Source organism: Paenibacillus rhizoryzae, from assembly GCF_059686995.1.
Genome location: NZ_JCAALT010000004.1, coordinates 671,448 through 691,853, shown reverse-complemented (window position 1 = coordinate 691,853; position 20,406 = coordinate 671,448). Strand labels below are relative to the sequence as shown.

General features: G+C 51.3%; 21 protein-coding genes. 15 read left to right on the top strand and 6 right to left on the bottom strand.

Annotation, left to right across the window (positions count from 1 at the left end):
* The first annotated feature begins 193 nt into the window (after window positions 1-193).
* Together lipA and AC6ESO_RS15545 are read left to right on the top strand one after the other, a co-directional pair.
* A complete protein-coding gene (gene lipA, locus AC6ESO_RS15550; RefSeq protein WP_210662457.1) occupies window positions 194-1,090 on the top strand; it encodes a lipoyl synthase in 897 nt (298 codons plus the stop codon).
* Between the two features lie 19 nt (window positions 1,091-1,109).
* Window positions 1,110-1,976 carry a YutD family protein gene (locus AC6ESO_RS15545; protein ID WP_497092122.1) on the top strand — a complete coding sequence of 289 codons (867 nt, stop codon included), beginning with the start codon at window positions 1,110-1,112 and terminating at the stop codon, window positions 1,974-1,976.
* A gap of 137 nt (window positions 1,977-2,113) precedes the next feature.
* Here AC6ESO_RS15545 and AC6ESO_RS15540 read toward each other — a convergent pair whose 3' ends face one another.
* The 3 genes from AC6ESO_RS15540 to ylbJ form a co-directional block, all read right to left on the bottom strand.
* Window positions 2,114-3,853 carry an ABC transporter ATP-binding protein gene (locus tag AC6ESO_RS15540; RefSeq protein ID WP_497092121.1) on the bottom strand — a complete coding sequence of 580 codons (1,740 nt, stop codon included), beginning with the start codon at window positions 3,851-3,853 and terminating at the stop codon, window positions 2,114-2,116.
* Window positions 3,854-4,651, bottom strand: a complete 798-nt coding sequence (locus AC6ESO_RS15535) for an NAD kinase (RefSeq protein WP_494820222.1) — start codon at window positions 4,649-4,651, stop codon at window positions 3,854-3,856.
* A 65-nt stretch (window positions 4,652-4,716) separates the two neighbouring features.
* On the bottom strand, window positions 4,717-5,820 hold the full coding sequence (ylbJ, locus tag AC6ESO_RS15530; RefSeq protein WP_497092120.1) for a sporulation integral membrane protein YlbJ: 1,104 nt from the start codon (window positions 5,818-5,820) through the stop codon (window positions 4,717-4,719).
* A gap of 476 nt (window positions 5,821-6,296) precedes the next feature.
* Here ylbJ and AC6ESO_RS15525 point away from each other — a divergent pair, with 476 nt between their 5' ends.
* Both AC6ESO_RS15525 and AC6ESO_RS15520 read left to right on the top strand, forming a co-directional pair.
* Window positions 6,297-6,677 (top strand): globin domain-containing protein, encoded by a 381-nt coding sequence (locus AC6ESO_RS15525; protein ID WP_497092156.1) that lies wholly within the window; start codon window positions 6,297-6,299, stop codon window positions 6,675-6,677.
* 20 nt (window positions 6,678-6,697) lie between these two features.
* Window positions 6,698-7,399, top strand: a complete 702-nt coding sequence (locus AC6ESO_RS15520) for a DUF2225 domain-containing protein (RefSeq protein ID WP_497092119.1) — start codon at window positions 6,698-6,700, stop codon at window positions 7,397-7,399.
* Window positions 7,400-7,463: 64 nt separating this feature from the next.
* On the opposite strand, the gene AC6ESO_RS15515 is transcribed toward AC6ESO_RS15520, so the two are convergent.
* Window positions 7,464-7,700: a hypothetical protein gene (locus tag AC6ESO_RS15515; RefSeq protein WP_475781146.1), complete on the bottom strand. Its 237-nt coding sequence runs from the start codon at window positions 7,698-7,700 to the stop codon at window positions 7,464-7,466.
* Complete coding sequence (locus tag AC6ESO_RS15510; RefSeq protein ID WP_494820219.1) at window positions 7,697-7,870, bottom strand: YycC family protein; 174 nt, start codon at window positions 7,868-7,870, stop codon at window positions 7,697-7,699. The genes AC6ESO_RS15515 and AC6ESO_RS15510 overlap by 4 nt, the downstream gene beginning before the upstream one ends.
* Window positions 7,871-8,015: 145 nt before the next feature.
* Between AC6ESO_RS15510 and AC6ESO_RS15505 the strand changes: the two genes are divergently transcribed.
* Together AC6ESO_RS15505 and ndk are read left to right on the top strand one after the other, a co-directional pair.
* On the top strand, window positions 8,016-9,815 hold the full coding sequence (locus AC6ESO_RS15505; protein WP_497092118.1) for a M3 family oligoendopeptidase: 1,800 nt from the start codon (window positions 8,016-8,018) through the stop codon (window positions 9,813-9,815).
* A 146-nt stretch (window positions 9,816-9,961) separates the two neighbouring features.
* The gene (ndk, locus tag AC6ESO_RS15500) at window positions 9,962-10,441 is read left to right on the top strand and encodes a nucleoside-diphosphate kinase (protein WP_497092117.1); all 480 of its coding nucleotides are present in this window, start codon (window positions 9,962-9,964) and stop codon (window positions 10,439-10,441) included.
* Window positions 10,442-10,543: 102 nt separating this feature from the next.
* On the opposite strand, the gene AC6ESO_RS15495 is transcribed toward ndk, so the two are convergent.
* Window positions 10,544-11,182, bottom strand: a complete 639-nt coding sequence (locus AC6ESO_RS15495) for a nitroreductase family protein (protein ID WP_494820216.1) — start codon at window positions 11,180-11,182, stop codon at window positions 10,544-10,546.
* A gap of 297 nt (window positions 11,183-11,479) precedes the next feature.
* On the opposite strand from AC6ESO_RS15495, the gene AC6ESO_RS15490 reads away from it, so the two are divergent.
* The 9 genes from AC6ESO_RS15490 to AC6ESO_RS15450 all read left to right on the top strand — a co-directional run bounded on the left by AC6ESO_RS15490 (window position 11,480) and on the right by AC6ESO_RS15450 (window position 20,404).
* On the top strand, window positions 11,480-12,688 hold the full coding sequence (locus AC6ESO_RS15490; RefSeq protein WP_497092116.1) for a P-loop NTPase family protein: 1,209 nt from the start codon (window positions 11,480-11,482) through the stop codon (window positions 12,686-12,688).
* Entirely contained in the window at window positions 12,636-13,901 is a 1,266-nt protein-coding gene (locus AC6ESO_RS15485; protein WP_497092155.1) for a TadA family conjugal transfer-associated ATPase, read from the top strand. Before AC6ESO_RS15490 ends, AC6ESO_RS15485 begins: the two co-directional genes overlap by 53 nt.
* The gene (locus AC6ESO_RS15480; RefSeq protein ID WP_497092115.1) at window positions 13,898-14,815 is read left to right on the top strand and encodes a type II secretion system F family protein; all 918 of its coding nucleotides are present in this window, start codon (window positions 13,898-13,900) and stop codon (window positions 14,813-14,815) included. The genes AC6ESO_RS15485 and AC6ESO_RS15480 overlap by 4 nt, the downstream gene beginning before the upstream one ends.
* 183 nt (window positions 14,816-14,998) lie before the next feature.
* Window positions 14,999-15,694, top strand: coding sequence for a type II secretion system F family protein (locus tag AC6ESO_RS15475; protein WP_497092114.1), 696 nt, complete (start codon window positions 14,999-15,001; stop codon window positions 15,692-15,694).
* A 27-nt stretch (window positions 15,695-15,721) separates the two neighbouring features.
* Complete coding sequence (locus tag AC6ESO_RS15470; protein ID WP_497092113.1) at window positions 15,722-15,907, top strand: Flp1 family type IVb pilin; 186 nt, start codon at window positions 15,722-15,724, stop codon at window positions 15,905-15,907.
* Complete coding sequence (locus AC6ESO_RS15465; protein WP_497092112.1) at window positions 15,873-16,616, top strand: hypothetical protein; 744 nt, start codon at window positions 15,873-15,875, stop codon at window positions 16,614-16,616. Before AC6ESO_RS15470 ends, AC6ESO_RS15465 begins: the two co-directional genes overlap by 35 nt.
* Before the next feature lie 12 nt (window positions 16,617-16,628).
* On the top strand, window positions 16,629-18,842 hold the full coding sequence (locus tag AC6ESO_RS15460; protein WP_497092111.1) for a hypothetical protein: 2,214 nt from the start codon (window positions 16,629-16,631) through the stop codon (window positions 18,840-18,842).
* Window positions 18,805-19,851, top strand: a complete 1,047-nt coding sequence (locus tag AC6ESO_RS15455; RefSeq protein WP_497092110.1) for a TadE/TadG family type IV pilus assembly protein — start codon at window positions 18,805-18,807, stop codon at window positions 19,849-19,851. The genes AC6ESO_RS15460 and AC6ESO_RS15455 overlap by 38 nt, the downstream gene beginning before the upstream one ends.
* 19 nt (window positions 19,852-19,870) lie before the next feature.
* Window positions 19,871-20,404 carry an A24 family peptidase gene (locus tag AC6ESO_RS15450; RefSeq protein ID WP_497092109.1) on the top strand — a complete coding sequence of 178 codons (534 nt, stop codon included), beginning with the start codon at window positions 19,871-19,873 and terminating at the stop codon, window positions 20,402-20,404.
* Window positions 20,405-20,406: the final 2 nt, after the last annotated feature.

Genomic DNA, 20,406 nt, shown 5'->3' with positions numbered 1-20,406 from the left:
TACAAATGATCTCAGATGTATCAGCCTCCACACGCGCCAACTAGCAAAACTTTCATTTAAGGTTTCGGTCGAATGTCTGAAATGGGTGCAATTGGTTTGAACTGCCCTGCTGTTATGATTTGCAAATCATTGGTTTTTATCCGAAACGTGCTATAATAAGACGCAGAGATTACAGAAAGCAGGTACACCTTCCATGAAGACAAAGCTCACCGAAAGAGCGCCGAAGCCGGATTGGCTTCGTATCAAATTAGCGACAGGCGGCAATTATGCCGAAATTAAAGAGATGATGCGCACCAAAACTTTGCATACTGTATGTGAAGAAGCGCGTTGTCCAAATATTTATGAATGTTGGGCGAATCGGACGGCCACGTTCATGATTCTAGGCGATATATGTACGCGTGCATGCCGATTCTGCGCAGTGAAGACAGGCTTACCGACCGAGCTCGATTTGCAAGAGCCGGAACGCGTAGCGGAAGCCGCTGAGCAGATGGGCTTGAAACACTGCGTTGTGACTTCGGTTGCACGCGATGATCTGGCTGACGGCGGCGCAATGATTTTCGTTGAGACGATTAAAGCTATCCGTAAGCGACTGCCTTTCTGCAGCGTAGAAGTACTGATTCCGGATTTTATGGGCAATTGGGACGCGCTGCAAGCGGTTATGGATGCGAATCCGGATATTCTCAACCATAATATTGAAACCGTTGCCCGGCTTTCAAACCGTGTGCGTGCAAAGGCAAAGTATGCTCGTTCGATGGAGCTGCTGAAGCGCGCCAAGGAAATGAAGCCGAATATTCCGACAAAGTCCAGCATTATGCTTGGCGTTGGCGAGGAATGGGACGAAATTTTGCAGGCAATGGATGATCTGCGTGCGGTGGATTGCAATATATTGACCCTTGGACAATATTTGCAGCCTTCACCAAACCACTTGCCGATTGAGCGATATGTGCATCCAGACGAATTCGCGAAGCTTAAAGAAGAAGGACTCAAACGCGGCTTTAGCCATGTGGAATCGGCACCGCTCGTACGCAGCTCATATCACGCGCATGAGCAAGTGAAATCCGCAGCACAGGCCGAGCCTGCATCCCTGTGAGAAGGAGTGAGAAGCAGACTTGATCCATATCAGCGGCAGAACCTACGAATTAATACATGAGAACAGAAACGGCTGGAATTTCGAAGCCTTTCGAGAGCGATTCAGTGAAGTACTGGAACGATACGATTACGTAATCGGTGATTGGGGATATAATCAGCTTCGGCTCAAGGGATTCTTTCGTGATAATCATCCGAAGGTGACGCGCGAGAGCGCGTTCTCCTCGATGACGGATTATATTAATGAGTACTGTAATTTTGGATGCGCCTACTTCGTGCTGGAGAAGCAGCCCGGTGGTGCGAAATCCGGAGAAGACGGCGATCTGACCGAAGATCACGATGGCGAAGCTTATGAAACGGCTGATGGCGTGGAAGCTTATGTAACCGCCTCCCGTGCGGTCGCTGCCGGTCAGGCCGCAGATGCCCCGGTATCGGAGCACCAGCAGGTGAAGTTCATGCCGCGGCATGAACGCGATCAACGCAGAGAGCAGCAGCGCAACAGCAACCGTAAGGATGCGGCGAAGGATCCGGAGAAGGAAACGCCTCGCGAGGGACGTAAGCCGTTTAATAAGGATCGCGAGCATGGCAAGCCGGCTGCGCGGAACAACCAGAATGAGCGTCCGGAGCGTGGCGAGCGTCATGAACGCGGCGAGCGCAATGAACGTGGTGAACGCGGGGAACGCAGCGAACGTGGGGAGCGCAACAACAATGAGCGCCCTGATCGCGGCGGCGAGCAGCGTTCGGACCGCAATGAACGTCCGGACCGGCCGGAACGGAATCGCAACAAGCGCCCTCATTTTAACCAGAAGGCTCCCGTTGCGGCCGCATCGGAGAACCCTTCCCATCCGCCTCAAGGGCGTGGCGGCAAGGATCAGAGCCCTAAACATTAAATAAAAGGCCAGTCTCAAAAGTGATTACACTTTCGAGGCTGGCCTTTTTTTGTTATACAGGATGAATGTGATGGTGCTCCATGTAGTTAAAATAATACCCTGCCCGTGTATAAGAGGGCAGGGTATCCAAATAACAGCTATAAATACTGCACATTATACAGCCTGGCGTAAGCTCCTCCGTTACGCATCAGCTCCTCATGGCGGCCTTGCTCCACAATCCGGCCATGCTCGATCACGACGATGAGGTCAGCGTGCGTAATCGTCGAGAGCCGGTGCGCCACGACAAGCGTTGTTCGGTTCTGCGAGAGCTCCGCGAGCGACTCCTGGATAGCGTGCTCGGATTCCAAGTCAAGCGCCGAGGTGGCCTCGTCCAGCACGAGAATAGCGGGATCCTTCAGGAATACGCGGGCAATCGCGATCCGCTGCTTCTGACCGCCTGAGAGCTTGACGCCTCGTTCGCCGATTTCCGTGTCATAGCCTTTGGGCAGCGACATGATGAACTCATGCGCATTGGCTCGTCTGGCCGCGTCATAAATCTGCTCTTCCGTGCTTTCCGGATTGCCAAGCAGAATATTCTCGCGGGCCGAGCCGCTGAACAAGATGTTATCCTGCAGCACCATCCCGATCTGCGAACGAAGGCTATGCTGCGTCACGCTGCGAATGGGCTGACCGTTAATCGTGATTTCGCCCTCTTGCGTGTCGTAGAAGCGTGCCAGCAAGCTGACCAGTGAAGATTTGCCGCCTCCGCTCATACCGACTAACGCAACGGTGTGGCCCTTTGGAATGTGCAAGTCGATATTGCGCAGCACCCAGTCGGATTCATTCTGATAGCGGAACGATACATTGCGGAATTGTATATCCCCTTGCACCGCACGTAGAGGGACGGCATCCGGCGCATCCGTGATTTCAGCCTGCTCGCCGAGCAGCTCCATTACGCGTTCCAGCGATGCAGATGCTTGAGTGAGCTCAGTGGACGAGTTGACGAGCCGGCGTAGCGGCGCATATAACCGATCGAGATAGCCGTAAAAGGCGACAAATTCGCCTAGCGTAAGCGATTCCTGCACGACAAAATAACCGCCGCACGCCAGCACCAGCAGTGGTGCAATTTCAGTCAGCGTATTAATGATGGATTGCGTGAGCGCATTCCACCGAGTCAAGGCGAAAGCGCGCTCCAGAAACGTTTGGTTCCGATTGCCGAATTGCTGCTGTTCATAGGCTTCCAATGTGAAGCTCTTCACAACAGGAATGCCGTTCACATGCTCATTGAGATAGCCCTGCATCTCCGCCATCGCTTGCGATCTTGAGCGCGAGTAACCTCGCAGCCGTTTGTAAAGCTTCTTCACCGCATAGCCGTAGAATGGCAGAATGGCGATAGCCACAAAGGTCAGCGTGACGTTCATATTGAACATGATGACAAGCGCAATGACGAGCGTGAACATATCCAGCCAGATGTTCATCAGACCGGTCTCGACGAGCGACTTGGTCTGTTCGGCGTCATTCATCATCCGCGAGATAATCTCGCCGGATTTGCGATTCTGGTAGAACCGGATGGATAATCGCTGTAAATGAGCGTAGAGCTTATTACGTAAGTCAAAAAGCACGCGGCTCGTTGTCAGCTGCGCGAAATATTGACGGTAATATTCAACCGGATATCGAACCACAACGAAAAGTAAGAAGGCCAGCCCCACAGCTTTAAACAGCTTTGAGGTTTTGTCGTCAACCGAGAGAGTAGCAAGCAGCACATCGTCGACGACATATTTGAGAAACAAGGGAAGCGTCAGCGGAATCGCGAATTTAACGATGCCAATCACCAGCGTAATCGCAATCAGCCAGCGATAGGGTTTAACAATTTGCAGATAGGCGCGAAAATGGTTCATCTATTTCACGTCGTAACCAAGAAACGCTTCGCGCACCCGGTTCCAGAACGGGAATGGACGGTAGCGTGCGAAGCTAACCTTGCGTGAAGCCACGCTGCACCGAATGGCGCGGATATCGTCCCGTTTAATGGTAAGCTGGTCAACAGTTAGCTGCAGCCGCTGATCTTTGCGTGGAATAATGTCGCAGTGATGGTGCTGTGGCAGGACGAGTGAAGAACCCAGCGTCCGGTAAACTCGGTTATTAATGGATGCAATTTCAGCCAGCTGCAGCGATTCGATCGATGGATGAATGATCGCCCCGCCTAAGCTTTTGTTGTAAGCCGTACTGCCTGATGGTGTCGAGACGACAATGCCGTCTCCACGGAACATTTCAAACATCTCATCATTGACGTTAATTTGTGCGACTAACATATTGTCCAGGCCTTTAAGCGTAAATTCGTTCAGTGCCGTATGGGTCACTTTGCCTGCGTCCGTGTCCAGTTCGATCTGGGCAAGCGGGTATCGTACGATGCGCGGCTCACTTTCCGCCATCATGCGGACCAGCTCTTCCAGTTCGTCGGCTTTCCAATCGGCGAAGAATCCGAGATGACCGGTATGTACACCGATAAAAGCAAGGTCATCGATTCTGTCGACATACGTGTGGAATGCTTTCAAGAGCGTTCCGTCGCCGCCAATGGAGATGACCATTTCCGGACTCTCATCATTGCGCGTTAATCCTCGTGCTGCTGCAAGCTCATGAAAACGAGTGACAAGCTCTTTCGATAACTTATCACCTCTGTCAATTACGACATAATTCAAATCTAGGCGCCCCTTCCGCGCAGTTAATACTTGAATCATAGCGGATATCTGTGGCGAATTCAATGTCAAAGCGCCGGACCGAGCGCACCCCAAAGCAGATAGATTAAGCAAGTGGCGATACAGCCGTGTAATAATCGAGCGAGCAGAAAAGGCTTATAGCGCAGATCCGTATGGCTGAGGAGACTGGCGATTTGGGCATGGACGGACAAACCGCCCCAGGAGAGGATGAATGCGGCGATCGCCGCTTGGTGGACGAGGCCGCTGCTGACTGCCGCTCCTGCGGAACGAGCGCCGAGCGTAACTTCGAAGATGCCGTTCACCACGGCGTCAGAGAGAGCAGGCGGAACATGAATCAGGCTGAGCAAGGACTGGACGCCTTGCGCCAACACATTGATGCCCCCAGCCTGTCTCAGCAGCTCCATGATCACGGAGAAGACAACGACGAGACCGCCAACTACGATCATGAGCCGCAGCGCAGCCTGTATGGCATCTTGAAGGAGAACGCCGAATGTGCGTCCATCCATTAAGCGTGCGAAATGCATTGCGTGTATGGCCTCGGAGAGGCGGCTTTTTCGCTTTCCAGCTGCGTTGCTGCTGCCCTTGCCCCCGGTGCTGCTAGGCGCTGCGGGGAGCGTCGACTCCGCCTTACGGTCATGAAATCGCATCAGCAGCCCGATAATGAGGCCTCCGCCATAATGAGCTGCAGCCAGCACCGGTGCAAGCGCGACATTGTGGAAGAAACCGACGGAAACAGCGCCGATGAGGAAAATGGGGTCAGAGGTTGTCGTAAACGCCACAAGCCGCTCGCCCTCCGACCGGTTGATGAGCTTTTGTTCCCAGAGCTGGGCCGTAAGTCTTGCCCCGACAGGGTAACCGGATGCGTACCCCATCGTCACAACAAAACCCCCTATCCCGGGTATTCGAAAGAGCGGCCGCATGAGCGGATCCAATATTTTACCGAAAAAATGTACGATCCCCAGTCCAAGCAGCAGCTCCGAAATCACGAAGAAGGGGAATAGGGCCGGAAACAGCACTTCCCACCAGATGGATAGCCCCCGAATGGAAGCTCCCAGCGCCTCAGCGGGAAAGCCGATCATCAGCAGAACGAGCAGAACGGCTGACCAAGCCGGGATAATTGACGGGCGAAGCAAGTAGCGAACGACATGCACGCAGAGGCCCTCCTTGAAATCGTAAATGCTTACTACTATTGCTATATGTGCGGGAGAGGACAAACATCACTTGTCCGAAAGAATGCTTTTTGTATAGCGGGTGTAAAGGGGGCTTAAAAAGCCCGGAAATAGGGTAAAAAAGTTTAGAAAACGCTTGCAAAACTAGATGTTATTTTTATTCTGGGTATGCTACAATTGTCTTACATCAATCGAACGCCTTGAGGTGATGACTAATGAGTATAATTGCTGGCATCCTCGTCTGCGCATTCATCTACGTCATCCGTGAGTCCCTGATGGCTCCCGGAGAAGAGGATTACGAAAGCTGATATTCCCGACTCTTATTCGTACCAACACCTACTGCCGTAATGCCCTCTTCCTAGAGGGCATTTTTTTGTGCGCCTATAGGTTCATATTTTATGTTAAAATAATTAAGTGAAATGCTACAAAAGACCTACAAAACGGAGTGAGTAATGACGATGAATAACTATAGTACTATATATGAAGCTGTCGGAGGCGTTGCCGGAATTAAAGGCATCGTAGAATCCTTCTATCCTAAGGTTTTGAAGAACCCATTGATTGGCCCCCTATTTCCGGCGAATATTGAACCAGTCATGGAGAAACAGACGATGTTTCTGACTCAGTTCTTCGGCGGTCCTTCTTTGTACTCCGATGAATTCGGACATCCCATGATGCGGGCAAGGCATATGCCATTTCCTATAACACCAGAACATGCGGAGGCTTGGCTTGGTTGCATGCGGGAAGCCCTTGCCGAAACAGACTTGCCTGCCCAATTGCAGGAAGCCATGCTTGACCGTTTATCAGGACCGGCTCATCACTTTGTTAATCAACAACCATAACAATAGGGAGACGTGACGAAATGGATCCACTTTATTTAACCTCAATTACATGTATTTGCTGTGAGTCCACCTACAAGACGTCACGTGTACGCCCAAGCTTTAAGAAACCATCCGGCCGGGACACCGATTTCTGTTCCCACTACAAGACGGAATGCAATCCTGATTTCTATGTCGTGCGTGTTTGTCCGCGATGCGGATTCTCTTCAACCGAGAACGGCAAAACAGCCATGACGGAAGCGCAGAAACGCCTCTATCAGGAGACGGTGGGAAGCCGCTGGAGTTATCGCGATTACGGCGGCACGCGTACGAAGGAGCAGGCGCTGGAATGCTACAAGCTTGCGCTCCTCTGCGCTGGCATTATCAACGAGAAGGAGCGTGTCATAGCGGGTATCCTTCATCATATTGCATGGCTGTATCGGTACGAGAATATGAAGGAGCAGGAGCTGCGGTTTCTGCGCCATGCACTGGATGCTTACGTCGCTGTATTTGAGACAGAAGGCGGTTCACTCAACAATGCGAAACTGATGTACCTGATTGGGGAGCTGAATCGGCGGATCGGCGAGCCGAAAACAGCAGTAAAATGGTTCTCGCGTGTCGTCAATGACAAGCGGATTGAGGATGCTTCCATGATCCGGGCATGCCGCGATCAATGGCAGCTGCTTCGCGAGCAGCAGCAGTTTGGCGACAATTATGAGGAAGAGCCAGCCGCGATGAACGCGTAGGGATCAAAAAAGCCGTCCGAGTCTTGGTACTCGGGCGGCTTATTTATGTTCTGGGATACCGAGATCATGCGTGGCGAAGCGTCGTGTCCGTAAGGAGATAGTCCTGATCCGCATCGATAACGGTTACCCGGTTATGGCAGCAGGGGAAGACGAGAAGCCTTTTCTTGCCTGTGCGAATATCGCCAAGCTCTTTGGGTCTGATTGGCAGCAGGACGTTGTCTTTCTTGCAGAACGGGCAGCTCGGCACATACACGTCTTTCATAATGATGTCATAAGGCCAGGCACGCTCAAAAGGAATCACGGCGTTGAAGCTCCTTTATCCTCTGTGTCGTTTGCGGCATTCTTCGCGAGCTCGGCAATCTTTTGCAGCAAAATATGCTTTGGCATATGCATCAAATGCTCCAGTGGAACATTCAACTCCTTAGCCAGCTTAATCGCGGTCTCCGCTGAAAGCTGCAGTGGTTGAGACATCGTAAACACTCCTTATCGTTTGGGGCTTGTCTGCATATGCAGCGCCCAGATCTGCATAGGATGGAAAAAGGGACAATGATCACGTTATAATTCAGTTATACACTGCGACGATAGAATTCGCAACGCGCAGAAAGAGGAGGCTCCTATGCAATCAACATTACCCACAACATGGAATTTAGAAAATATCTATGCGGGAGGTTCCGGCTCTGCCGCATTTAGCGAGGAATTAAGCGGGATGGAGCGAGACATCGATGTCCTGACACGAGAACTGTCTGCGGCGTCTGCAAGCGGTGCTCCTGCTTCATCGGAACAGCTGTCAGGCTGGACGGAGGCGGTTCAATCGATACTGCTCCGGATTCGGCAGTCAGACTCGTTCGTAGGCTGCTTGCAAGCACAGCAGATGAAGGATACTGCGGCTAACGGGCTGAATGATCGAGTCAAAACCCTATCGGCGAAATTCAACGGGGCACTGACAAATTTTGATGAGCTGCTGCTGCGGACTGACGACGAGAGCTGGGGGAATTGGCTGCGTTCAGCCGATGCCGCACCGGTTGCTTTCGTACTGAATGAGCGACGTGAAGCAGGTAAAGAGAAGCTGCCTCCTAAAGAAGAAGCACTGGCTGCGGAGCTGGCGGTAGACGGTTACCACGGCTGGGGCGATTTCTATAACACGATCGTTTCGCGTATTCGATTCGAGGTTACCGAGAATGATGGTGCCGTGAAGCAGCTATCTGCCGGCCAAATGCATAATAGGCTTAGTCATAGTGATCGGAGCGTGCGCGAGAGTGCTTTTGCAGAGTGGGAACGTGAATGGTCCGAGCAAGGAGATCTGTGCGCAGATACGATTAATCGCATATCAGGCTTCCGTTTGAAGCTGTACGAGAAGCGGGGCTGGGTTTCGGCGCTCAAAGAGCCGCTTGCGATAAACCGAATGAGCGAGGCTGCGCTGAATGCGATGTGGTCGGCCGTAACCGAAGGCAAGCCGCACCTTGTACGCTATATGGAGCGCAAGGCGAAGCTGCTAGGACTCTCCCAACTGGATTGGCATGATGTTAGCGCACCGCTTGGTTCTGCAAGCAAGACAGTGCCGTACAGTGAGGCAGCGGCGTTCATTACGGAGCAGTTCCGTGCGTTCAGTCCGGATTTGGCGTCGTTTACGGAGATGGCGTTCCGCGAAGCATGGATCGAAGCGGAGGATCGTCCTGGCAAACGTCCGGGCGGGTTCTGCACTTCGTTTCCGAAAAGCGAGGAAACGCGGATTTTCATGACCTATTCCGGCACGCCGTCGAACATCTCGACGCTTGCCCATGAGCTGGGACATGCGTATCATCAGCATGTCATGAATGATTTGCCGCCACTGGCACAGGAGTATGCGAGCAATGTAGCAGAAACGGCGTCAACTTTTGCCGAGATGCTCGTATCTGATTCCGCGCTAAAGGCAGCCGTCAGCCGGGAAGAGAAGCTGGCGCTGCTCGATGATAAGCTGAATAATGCGGTTTCTTATTTTATGGATATTCACTCTCGTTTCTTGTTTGAGAAGAGCTTCTATGAGCAGCGTAAGCAGGGTATGCTGACCAAAGACGAGCTGTGCAAACTCATGGAAGAAGCGCAGCAGGAAGGGTTCAGCGGCGCGCTTGGCAAGCTGCATCCGCATTTCTGGGCATCGAAATTGCATTTCTATTTGACCGATGTACCTTTCTACAACTTCCCGTATACATTTGGGTATTTATTCAGCTGCGGTATCTATGCACAAGCGAAGAAAGAAGGCGAGTCCTTTGCGGACCGCTATGTCGCGCTGCTTCGCGATACCGGTTTAATGGCGGTTGAGGATTTGGCGCAAAAGCATCTTGGCGTACGTTTGGATGAACCGGACTTCTGGCGTGAAGCGGTCAAGCTGGCTTTGGTGGACGTAGAAGAGTTCCTGGCTCTGACCGAAGAAGTATAAGGTTTGATGGAGAGATAGGCATAAAACCTGACATAATGTGGAATACTGATGGATAGAGAACGGTGCGGCCTTATGGGTGACGGCGCCGTTTTTCTGTCACTGGATCAGGATAGGGGTAGGTCCGCTTATGGAAGGGGTTTGAGAGAATGCAAGTAGAGCAGACATTTGTGATGGTGAAGCCTGATGGTGTAAAGCGAGGGCTGATTGGCCCTATAATTACACGTTTCGAGCAGAAGGGCTTCGAGCTGGCCGCGATTTCGCTGCGTAGAATTGACCGGAAGCTTGCTGAGACGCATTACGGAGAGCTTAAGTCAAAGCCTTTCTTCGGCGAATTGGTCGATTATTTAACGTCCGGACCGGTGTGCGCCATGATCTGGCAAGGTCCTCATGCCGTTGAGAATGCACGTGCGATCATTGGCAAAACGAATCCGGTGGAAGCGGGACCGGGGACGATTCGGGGCGACTTTGGGATGGATATCTCGGGCAATATTGTTCACGGATCGGACTCGGATGCAAGTGCTGCACGCGAAATCTCATTGTTCTTCGACCGAGAGCATGCTGCGCTGCCGCCGACTCCATTATTTGGCGGAACGGCTGTGGCACAGGATGAACATTCGATTCATTAATCGTGTCCTACACAAGAAAGCCCTCGCGTATCTCGTCTAGAGAGAACGGAGGGCTTTCGTTATTTCGTGCTGGATTTGTTGTTTGTTTGTGTGGGTAAAATATTAGAACGATTCGTTGATAACCAATTTGCTAAGCGGCAAACGAGGAGTTGGACGGCCCGGTGCAGCTGCTTCGCCGATTGCGATCATCATAACCGGAATGAAACGTTCCGGGATGTTCAAAGCTTCAACGAGCTTCGCTTTGTCAAAACCGCCCATTGCTACAGTGTCGTACCCTTTAGCTTTAGCTGCCAGCATGAGCTGCATAGCGCCAAGACCTGCATTCTTGTTCGCTTCGTCGCGTGCAACTTGCTCGAACGAATAAGCGCCTTCGATTTGACTAACCATATTGTCACGGATTTCTTGCGAAACATGACCTGCTGCAAGCATGCCGTCAAAGATTTCGCGTCCTGTGATTTGCGCTTGCAAGTCGCCAAGAATAACGATTACAGCCGAAGCGTCGGATACTTGTTGTTGGCCGTAAGCGATCGGACGAACAAGATCTTTCTGCGCTTGGTCTTGGATAACGAGGAAACGCCATTGCTGCAGGTTCCAAGACGACGGTGCAGTTGCAGCCAGCTCAAGAATTTCGTTCAATGTTGTTTCAGGAATAACCACGTCTCTTTTGTATTGGCGTACGGAATGACGCTCGCGCATAACTTGCTCAGCGGATGGTGCCGCTACAGTATTGTGTTGGTTCATTTTAGGTATCTCCCTCTCCAAATGGAATGAATGTAAAAATAAGTAACTTACTTTACAGATCTAACTTACAATAGTATAGTACACTTACAAAAGATAAGCAACTACGAAATTTAGGAAATCGACTTCTTAAAATGTGCGAGAATAGGTTGACTCCAACGTGAAAAATGTGGTAAATTATGGTCAATTGTACAAGGACGCTACGGAAGCACCGTAACGCGCAGATGATCTGCGTAGTTATGGTGCTTTTTTGCGTCCTTTTTATTTTTCAGGATGCCGAAGGGAGTGTGAGATTGATCCGTGAGCAAGCGAAATCTCATTGTTGCTGTGCAAGAATCGAGTTATCTTGAACGACTTGGCGATTTTATTCGACTGGGCTCCTTCGGAGCAGGCTGGCAGTTAACAGCTTTTACGAATCCGGCAGCACTTCGCAGCTATTTACGCGGAGGATATGCCGTTGATCTACTCGTGGCACAGCCGAGCCTATTGGATGAGCTGGGCGAGTTGACGGAGAATGTGTTATCGGCAGCGCTTGTGGGACAGATCGGATATTCGCAGCATAAGCATCAGGTGCTCCAATACCAGCCTCTGCCTCAGCTGCTGCAATCGTTCGCGGCCATTTATGCTTCGTCTGAGCAGCATGCAGTGAAGCTGGTGGTTGAGGGTGCCGAGGATGAGGCGGCCGGCGGGACAAGCATCATTTCGGTGTATTCCCCTGCAGGTGGAATCGGGAAGACGACGCTTGCGTTGCAGCTTGCAAGGCAGGCATCCGCTTGCGGTGCCCGCGTCTTTTATTTGAACCTGGAGCAGTGGAATGCAGCGCCGCTCTGGGATGGCAGAGATGGACGGGAAGATTTCTCGAATTTGTTGTATGCGCTGCAAGCTGCTCCTGATAAAGCAGCTGCGCAAATTATTGCGCTGCGCAAACGTCATCCTTGGCTTGGCATTGATTTTATCGTGCCATGCGAGAATGCGGAGGAGCGACTCTCCCTTACGGCTGAGCAAGTGGAGAGACTGCTCGCTGCCATTAAGGGAACTGCGGAATACGACATGATTGTGGTTGATTTGGACAGCCGATTGGATGACGTACACTTCGGTACGTTCCATGCAAGCCGCCATGTGCTCTGGCTCGTATCGAATGACCCGAGCAGCTTGCGCAAGACAGAGTTAGCTATGCAGTATGGCGAACAGAAGATTGGCCTTTCCTTTATGGCGTCGAAGCCGAAATTTCGATTTATCCAGCTGAAGCCATTCGGCAGTCCGGAAGCGGAATGGCAAAGCGGCAAGATGGCTTCATTATCGATTACAGCCTCTGTACCTTTTGTAAAGGAATGGGCAGCTTTCGGACAACAGGGTGGGACCGGGTGGTTCGATGCTCCGCAGTATCGCGGAGCTATTGAATCGCTGCTCGGTAAACTTGGCGCACTGAAGCCGGGAGGTGATTCCAGTGTCGCCTCTGAACGAAGAAACAGTCCAACTGCTCAAGGAACGAATTCGCAATCAGCTTGAGCTTGGAAGCGCGATGTCAGACGAAGAGTTCAGCTCGCGAATTGAACGAGAAGTTTTTCGGTGGTGTGTGGATCATCCGATTACTGCGGGCGAGAAAATTCAACTTGTCCGAAGGCTGTTTCATTCCTTTCGCGGCTTGGATCTCATACAACCGTTGATGGACGATCCGTCCGTTACGGAGATCATGATCAACTCCCATAAGGAAATGTTTGTGGAGCGTGGGGGACAACTGCTGAGGGTACCGATTGTTTTTGAAAGTAAAGAGCGGCTGGAGGATTTGATTCAATCCGTAGTAGCGGGCGTCAATCGCGTAGTGAATGAATCTACACCGATTGTTGATGCCAGGTTGAAAGATGGGTCTAGGGTACACATCGTGCTGCCGCCGGTTGCTTTGAAAGGACCGACCATGACGATCCGAAAGTTTCCCGAGCGTCCGATGCTGATGGATGATCTGATCGCGCGTGGGGCGCTTACTTCGGAGGCCGCTGCCATGCTTGGCAAGCTTGTGAAGGCGAAGTACAACATTTTCATCAGCGGAGGGACAGGCTCGGGCAAAACAACCTTTCTTAATGCGCTAACCCAGTTCATTCCGAAGGATGAGCGGATCGTAACCATAGAAGATGCAGCAGAACTGCAAATTCGCTCGGTTCCGAATTTGGTCTCGCTGGAGACGCGTAACGCGAACACCGAAGGGAAGGGTGCCATTGCCATGAGGGAGCTGATTCGAGCTTCGCTGCGAATGAGGCCGAATCGGATCATTGTGGGCGAAGTACGGGGCGGCGAAGCAATCGATATGCTGGCTGCTATGAACACCGGACATGATGGAAGCTTATCCACCGGACATAGCAACAGCGCCCGAGATATGATTGCTCGTCTGGAAACGATGGTGCTGAGCGGCGCCGAATTGCCGATTGCCGTAATTAGGCAGCAAATTGGCTCGGCCATCGATATTATCGTGCACCTCTCTCGCTTACGCGATCGTTCAAGGCGAGTCATTGAAATTTCCGAGGTAGTCGGTGTTCGTGAAGGAGAGGTAGTGCTGCAATCTCTTTACCGGTTTCAAGAAAAAGGTGAGCAAGAAGGTCGGGTTCTCGGTGCATTGCGACGCTGCGAGAAAAGCAGCTTGCACCGGACATGGAAGCTGCGGATGGCGGGAATGGCTGATGTTGAAGCTGAGATTGCAGCTGAAGTTGCGGAAGGTGAAGGGACTTGAAGGGTACGCGAGCTGACTGGAAGCTTTGGCTGGGATGGGCTAGTCCGGCTCAAGTAGGAGGCGCAAGTGCAAGAACAGGTTCAGGTGTAGGTGTAGGTGCAGGTGCAGGTACAGGTACAGGTGCAACCGTAACCTCAACCTCAACCGCAACCACATCCGCAAGTGCTGAGGTGTTGCCTTGCTATTGGGAGTACCAATTGTCCAGACGGCAATTCGGGACAGCAGCGGTTGTTGGAGGTTTTCTGGTTTTTGTTGCCGCGTTCTTGTTTTATCGTTCTGTTATTGCAGCACTAGTGCTGTCGTTAGCGGGAATCATGGCTCCTCGTATCCACAGGCGCTCCTTGCTGGAGCAGCGTAAGGTTCGGTTGGCTATTCAATTTAAAGAAGCACTCTATTCAATTGCATCTTCACTTGCCGCAGGGCGTTCTGTCGAGAATGCTTTCGTCACCGCACTCGAGGATCTAAGACTGCTCTACCCGAATCCGAAGACGGAGATATTAGTCGAATTTGAAATTCTTTCGGCGAGAATGGGCTATGGGGAATCGCTTGAGCACGGGTTGATCGATTTCAGCCAGCGTGCACAACTGGATGATATTTCACAGTTCACCGACGTCTTTACAACCTGCAAACGATCCGGCGGTGATTTGGTTGAAGTGATCAGGCGTACATCTCAGATGATCGGTGAGAAGCTGGATGTGCAGCAGGAAATCGCCGTCATGGTAGCGCAGAAGCGGCTGGAATCTCGCATTATGATGGTTGTACCGTTTGTTTTCCTAGCGTTCCTTAGCCTAACTGCGCCAGACTATATGGCACCTTTGTACAGCGGAATCGGTTACGTCATTTTGACGGCAGCGCTCATTCTTCTCGTACTTTGCTTCATGCTGATGACGAGAATCATGAACATTCGCATGTAATTGTTGGAGGGAGTTGGCGGCTTGCTGCTGTCCATTACTATTGGGTCACTACTTACGGCTTTATGGAGTTGGGCTCTGCTGCGATGCAAGAGACATGACAAGAGAAGCCGGTTAGGCGTAACAGAACGGTTATTCATGCTCCCCTTTCGCTTCTTGCTGGATCAGAGCGGATTGCTAAACCGAATGCAGCCATTTCTTGCGAGCTTGCACGGCAGACTGTTCATTCTTAACGGGCGGAACTGGACGGTCGATGCCACAAATGGTTTCATCGCTTTGTCCATTGGGACAGGTTATACGGCAGCATGTGCCGGAGCATGGCTTAGTGTTCTCAGCAAGGAGCAGACGATGCTGTATATCGGCATGCTGCTTGGCGTCCTTCTGCCTGCGGCAAAATGGCGGGATACCGCCGCGAAAGTGGAGCGCCGCAAGCAGGACATTTTACTGCTGCTGCCGGAGGTCATCAGCAAGCTGATGCTGCTTCTCGGAGCGGGAGAGACGCTGCAGCGGGCATTAGTGCGAGCAAGTGAACGGAAGGATGAGAAAAGCGGAAATCCGCTGTTCATTGAGCTTCGTAAAGTGAACGAAGCCGTGCGTAATGGCGAGTCCTTTGCGGCGGCAATGGAGACGTTGAGCAGGCGCTGCGGCGTGCAGGAGGTATCGCTTTTTACGACCACGCTGCTGCTCAATTATCGCCGGGGAGGCGATCAGCTTGTCCTTTCTTTGAAGGAGCTCTCTTATTCCTTATGGGAGAAGCGTAAATCCGTTGCTCGTGCGAGAGGTGAAGAGGCTTCCTCGAAGCTTGTGTTTCCGCTTGTCGGTATCTTTATGGTACTCATGGTGCTTGTCGCCTCACCCGCGATCTTAATGATGCGCGGATAACTATTACTACTAGAGGAGCGGTTGAATATGGAGAAGAGGAAGAACGCACTGCGTACATTTTGGAATGACGAGGAGGGCCTTGGTACGCTTGAGATCGTGCTCATCATTGCGGTAGTCATTATATTGGCGCTGCTTTTCAAGGACTGGATTATCGCGTTGATGGAGAAATTGATGGGCGATGCGGATGATAAAGCGAACGAAATTTTCAACTAGTCTTGCAAGGTGGCGTGCACTGGCAGCGCAGGAGGAAGGAAGCTTTACGCTTGAAGCAAGTATGGTGTTTCCCATGATTTTCGTTGCATTAATCACACTACTCATGCTTGGTATGTATACCTACCAGAAGGTTGTCCTTTATACAGTTGCTTCACAAACGGCTGAGAGAACCGCGTTCCGCTGGGATAACAGTGCTAGAGAAGCTGTCAGTGGCATAGGCGTAACCGGGAAGTATGATGGCTTATATTGGCGACTGTCTGATAATGGTGCACTACAGACGTTGTTCGGATTGGAAAGTCCCAATCCGAGCAGCTTGAGTATCCCGATTGGGGACGGCTCTGACAGAGCTTCTGGAGAAGATGCCAGCGAAACAACTAATGTTGCGCTTCCCCTCAAGAAGATGGAATTAGGAGCAGTCAAAGTTCGGAATCCGTTCGAAGGGGTCATGATGTATGGCGGTGTTTGGGTGAAACGAATTGAAGTGCAGCTTCGTCAGCCATTATCGCTCCCTCCTCTGGAAGCTGTTCTTGGTCATTCGGAGCCGAGGGCTGTAACGGATGCCCTCATAGTCGACCCCGTTGAGCTCATACGAAATGTGGACCTCGTCCGTTATTACGCAGGAAGATTTGCCGGTCAGTCGGAGCAAGGCAAGCAACAAGCCCGTGAAGTGCTGCATAATCGGCAATCCCTTCAGGATCTGGCGCAATAGGAGGCAGATGAAATGCACCGATGGAATGATAGAAGTCGGCATGATGCCCTTAACCCGACATTTTTCCGGAGAAACAGTGACGGCGCTGTCTCGATTTACTTGATCGTATCGACAGCAGCCATGCTGTTGTTCACGGCGATGCTCATCGATTTTGCGCGAATTGCAGCTTTTGAGAAACAGGGCAGGCTCGCTGCGCAATCCGGTATTCGTTCCGCTTTATCAGCCTATGACGGGGCATTATACGAGCAATATGGGCTATTCGGTACAGGCGGTTCTGATCGGAGTGAGTTGTTTGCCCAAGCCGTGTCACATAACTGGACTTCGGATGAGGGCGGCTTCAGACTTCTTGACGGAAGAACGGAAGCATCGCATGTGGACAGCTATGAGGTATTAGGCAATCAACAGGTGTTTAGCAGACAGGTGCTGGAGGAAATGAAATACAAAGCGCCGATCGATTTCACATTGGAGGTAGCTTCAAAGTTTGCACCGATGGCTTCGGTAATGAAGGAAGCCTCGTTGTCTGTGGAATTGCTGGAGCGGCTTCGACAGCTTTACGATGAACGGGAGAAACGGCTGCAGGAAGTGATTACGATTCAGAAACAAGCCGCCGCCGGTGTCAATAAAGCGGTGGGATCACAGATTAGCGGTTCGGCTAGTAAAATTGTGAGCCTATACGGCTCCTACGAGCAGTGGATTAGTGAAGATACGATACGCGCAATGGAGGATTTGCCCCCTCTTCGAGTGGATGCGATTAACTTTTATCGGAGCTATGCGAGTAATGAAGCTAATTCCATTATAGCCGTGCTGGATGATGCGATAATACGTCAACGTGAATCGGAGCGCAAGGCAGTGATTTTGCTGCAAGAAGCAGAGGGTCTGAACAGGGCTATGGAAGATGCGATTAAGCGGATGAGAGAAGAAGGAACCGGCGATGGATATGACCGGATGAATCAGCAGCTCACTGTTCAGCAATCCGGTGAGCTGTCGCCTTTTCGAGAGTCACGTGATGCCGCGGAAGGGCTCGTGCTGGAACAAGCCTGGTTTGAAGCTTATGAGAAAGAACTGAATCAGCAAACAGAAGATATTCAGCAGGTAGGTACAATGAGTGCATCGTTCCATCAAGAGGTTCTAACTGCACTCGGGGGAACTGGCAGGTCCGGATTATTGAGCGAATCCTATCAGAAGCTCGAGAATGCGTATCACAGCTACGAGGATCGCTATCTTCAACCGGGAACCGTCATCCAGCGCAGGCAGACGGAGACGGAAAGTCGGCAATCCAATGATCAGGAACGAAAATCGAATGAAGCGGCAGCCGAGTCCAAATGGGGGCAAGTGAAGCAGCAACTGCAATCCATGACATCTTCCCTGAATCAGGAGGACCACCGTGAAGCCTTTCGCGAAGTGAAAGAGAGAATGCAAGCGAATTTGAAATTCAATGAAGCAGCAGCGTCGCCGCTTCAAGATCAGGCTGTTGACGTAGAAGCAGACGCAGACGCAGGTGAAAAAGCAAGGCTATCCATGACTTCTATGGGAACGATCTTCACAGGGATGGCAGATGCTCTTGAAGGCATCAGAGATCCGCTTTACGTGAATGAATATATCGTTCATCGATTTCATTCGTTTGATCCTAAGCTGTTCACCTCTTCGCCAGGAGGGGAGCAAGCGGGTAATGAAGCATTCTCTTCCGCGCTTGCACTCGAGCATCAAGAGGTTGAATATATTTTGTATGGCTATCATGAGCCTGCCGCGAATGTGGCCGCCGCATATGGTGAGCTGTTTGCTGCGAGGCTTGCGATTCGAACAATGGAAGGGTTCATTGCATGCAAAGGGCTGGGACATCCATTATTAATTCTTTCCGCCGCGGTGCTCTATGGATTAGAAAAGTCGCTTGCAGATATGACCACGATTTCGCAGCAGGGGAAAGTGGAGCTATCCAAGTATGTTCCTGTGAAATTAAGTTATTTGGATTATTTAAGAGTTTTCCTGATTTTGCATGGCAGCAGCGAAGCCAGGACAGCTCGCGTCATCGCTGTCATCGAGCGTAATTTAGGCGGCGTTTCATTATCGAGCGTTTCTACAGGTTTGACGGGAGAGCTGACCTCTTCCGTGAAGTTATGGTTTTTGCCCGGGCTCATGAAGAGCTTTACTAGCGCAGGAGTTCTGAGCGGAAAGGTGAAGGGCAACCGTTATGAAGCGACGCATACCATTGGCTGGTCGTACGGGTAGACGGTGCGGCGAAACAGGGAGCATCACATTGGAAGCGGCTTTGATACTTCCGATTGTGCTGATGGTCGTTATGTTCTTTATTTGCTTGATTCGGCTTAATACGGTGCAAATGGCGCTTCATAGTACAGTTTCGCAAACGGTAAGACAGGCTGCGGCGAATATCCACCCTGTCGATCTAGCTCTGCAGAAATTGAACGTACCTGAGGGAGACACACAAGCATCGGGATCGTCAGAAATTTCGGCGAGGAAGCTGCAGCCTCAGCCACAGGCAGAAGCAGATACAGAATCAGGAGCTGCTGTACCGGTAATGGAACAATTACCTGGAGTCGATTTTATTGCTGAGAAGCTGGAGGATTGGCTGCCAGCTCCGGCCGGTCTCTTGCTCGCTTCAGCAATGCGGGGGGATTGGAAGCCGGTAGTGGATGCAGCAGCTACAGAAGCCGGAAGGGGTATTATCGAACCGCTGCTTCGCCAAGAAGCCGATAAGTCTGTTCTCGATCCTCAGGAGTTGCATCTCAGTAAGTTATCGCTCCCAGATTTGAAGAATAAATCAGAATTTTCCCTACTCATCGAGGCAGAATATACGTTTAAGCTTGGATTTCCGTTTACGAAGAAGAGGATCGTACTAAGGGAACGTGCTGAGGAACGGGTTTGGGTGCGCGATTCAATTCCAGCGCCGCTTGATCAAAAACAGGAACAATCCGATGAAGCTCCAATCCGAATCATAATTCTTGAACCTTCACCGGTTAATCCTGGTCGCAAGGCACGGGTTGTCGTCCAAACCAGTCCAGGCAGAAAGCTGTCCATTCAAGTCATTTACAAGAGCGGGCATAGCGTGGCTAAGCATCTAGGCGATACCTATACAGATAACGAAGGATTAGCGGAATGGACATGGCTAATATCAGGCAACACCACTCCAGGTGTATGGGAGCTTATCGTTACGGCAAGTGAAGGTTCAGCGCGAGCGGCCAGACATTTTGTAGTGGAGAAAAGGAAAGCTTTACAGTAGAGTGGGACGGAGGTTTCGGATGATGGCTCATATCGAGTTCATTTTGTCAGCATTGCTGATTGGATTTGCTTTTGTCTGTGATATACGGGCAATGCGCATACCGAACAAATTGACTGTAGCTTTCTTTGCCTCTGGACTCATTTATCATTTGAGCAGTGAAGGCTTGCGTGGAGTGGCGTTCTCCTTAATGGGGGCAATAGCCGGCATGCTTCCACTGCTTGCCTTGTATATGCTGAAGGGCATTGGTGCGGGGGATGTGAAGCTGTTCGGAGCACTCGGTTCGCTTGTTGGTGCGGCTGCCTCCTTGCAAGTCCTTATGTATTCCATTTTGTATGGGGGGCTGTTTGGAATCGTAGTTCTAGTCATGAATCAAGCCTTTGCCAAACGACTGATGGTATTTACGGTCACGCTGTTTGCTTTAAATCGAAACCTACGTACAGCTGGTTTCATGACTCTGAAGAAGGACGGTTTGCGGTTTCCGTTTATGATCGCAGTGGTGCCTGGGGCAATTACGGCTTGCTTCTTCATGGGCGATTCGCTGTTCAACGGATAGAA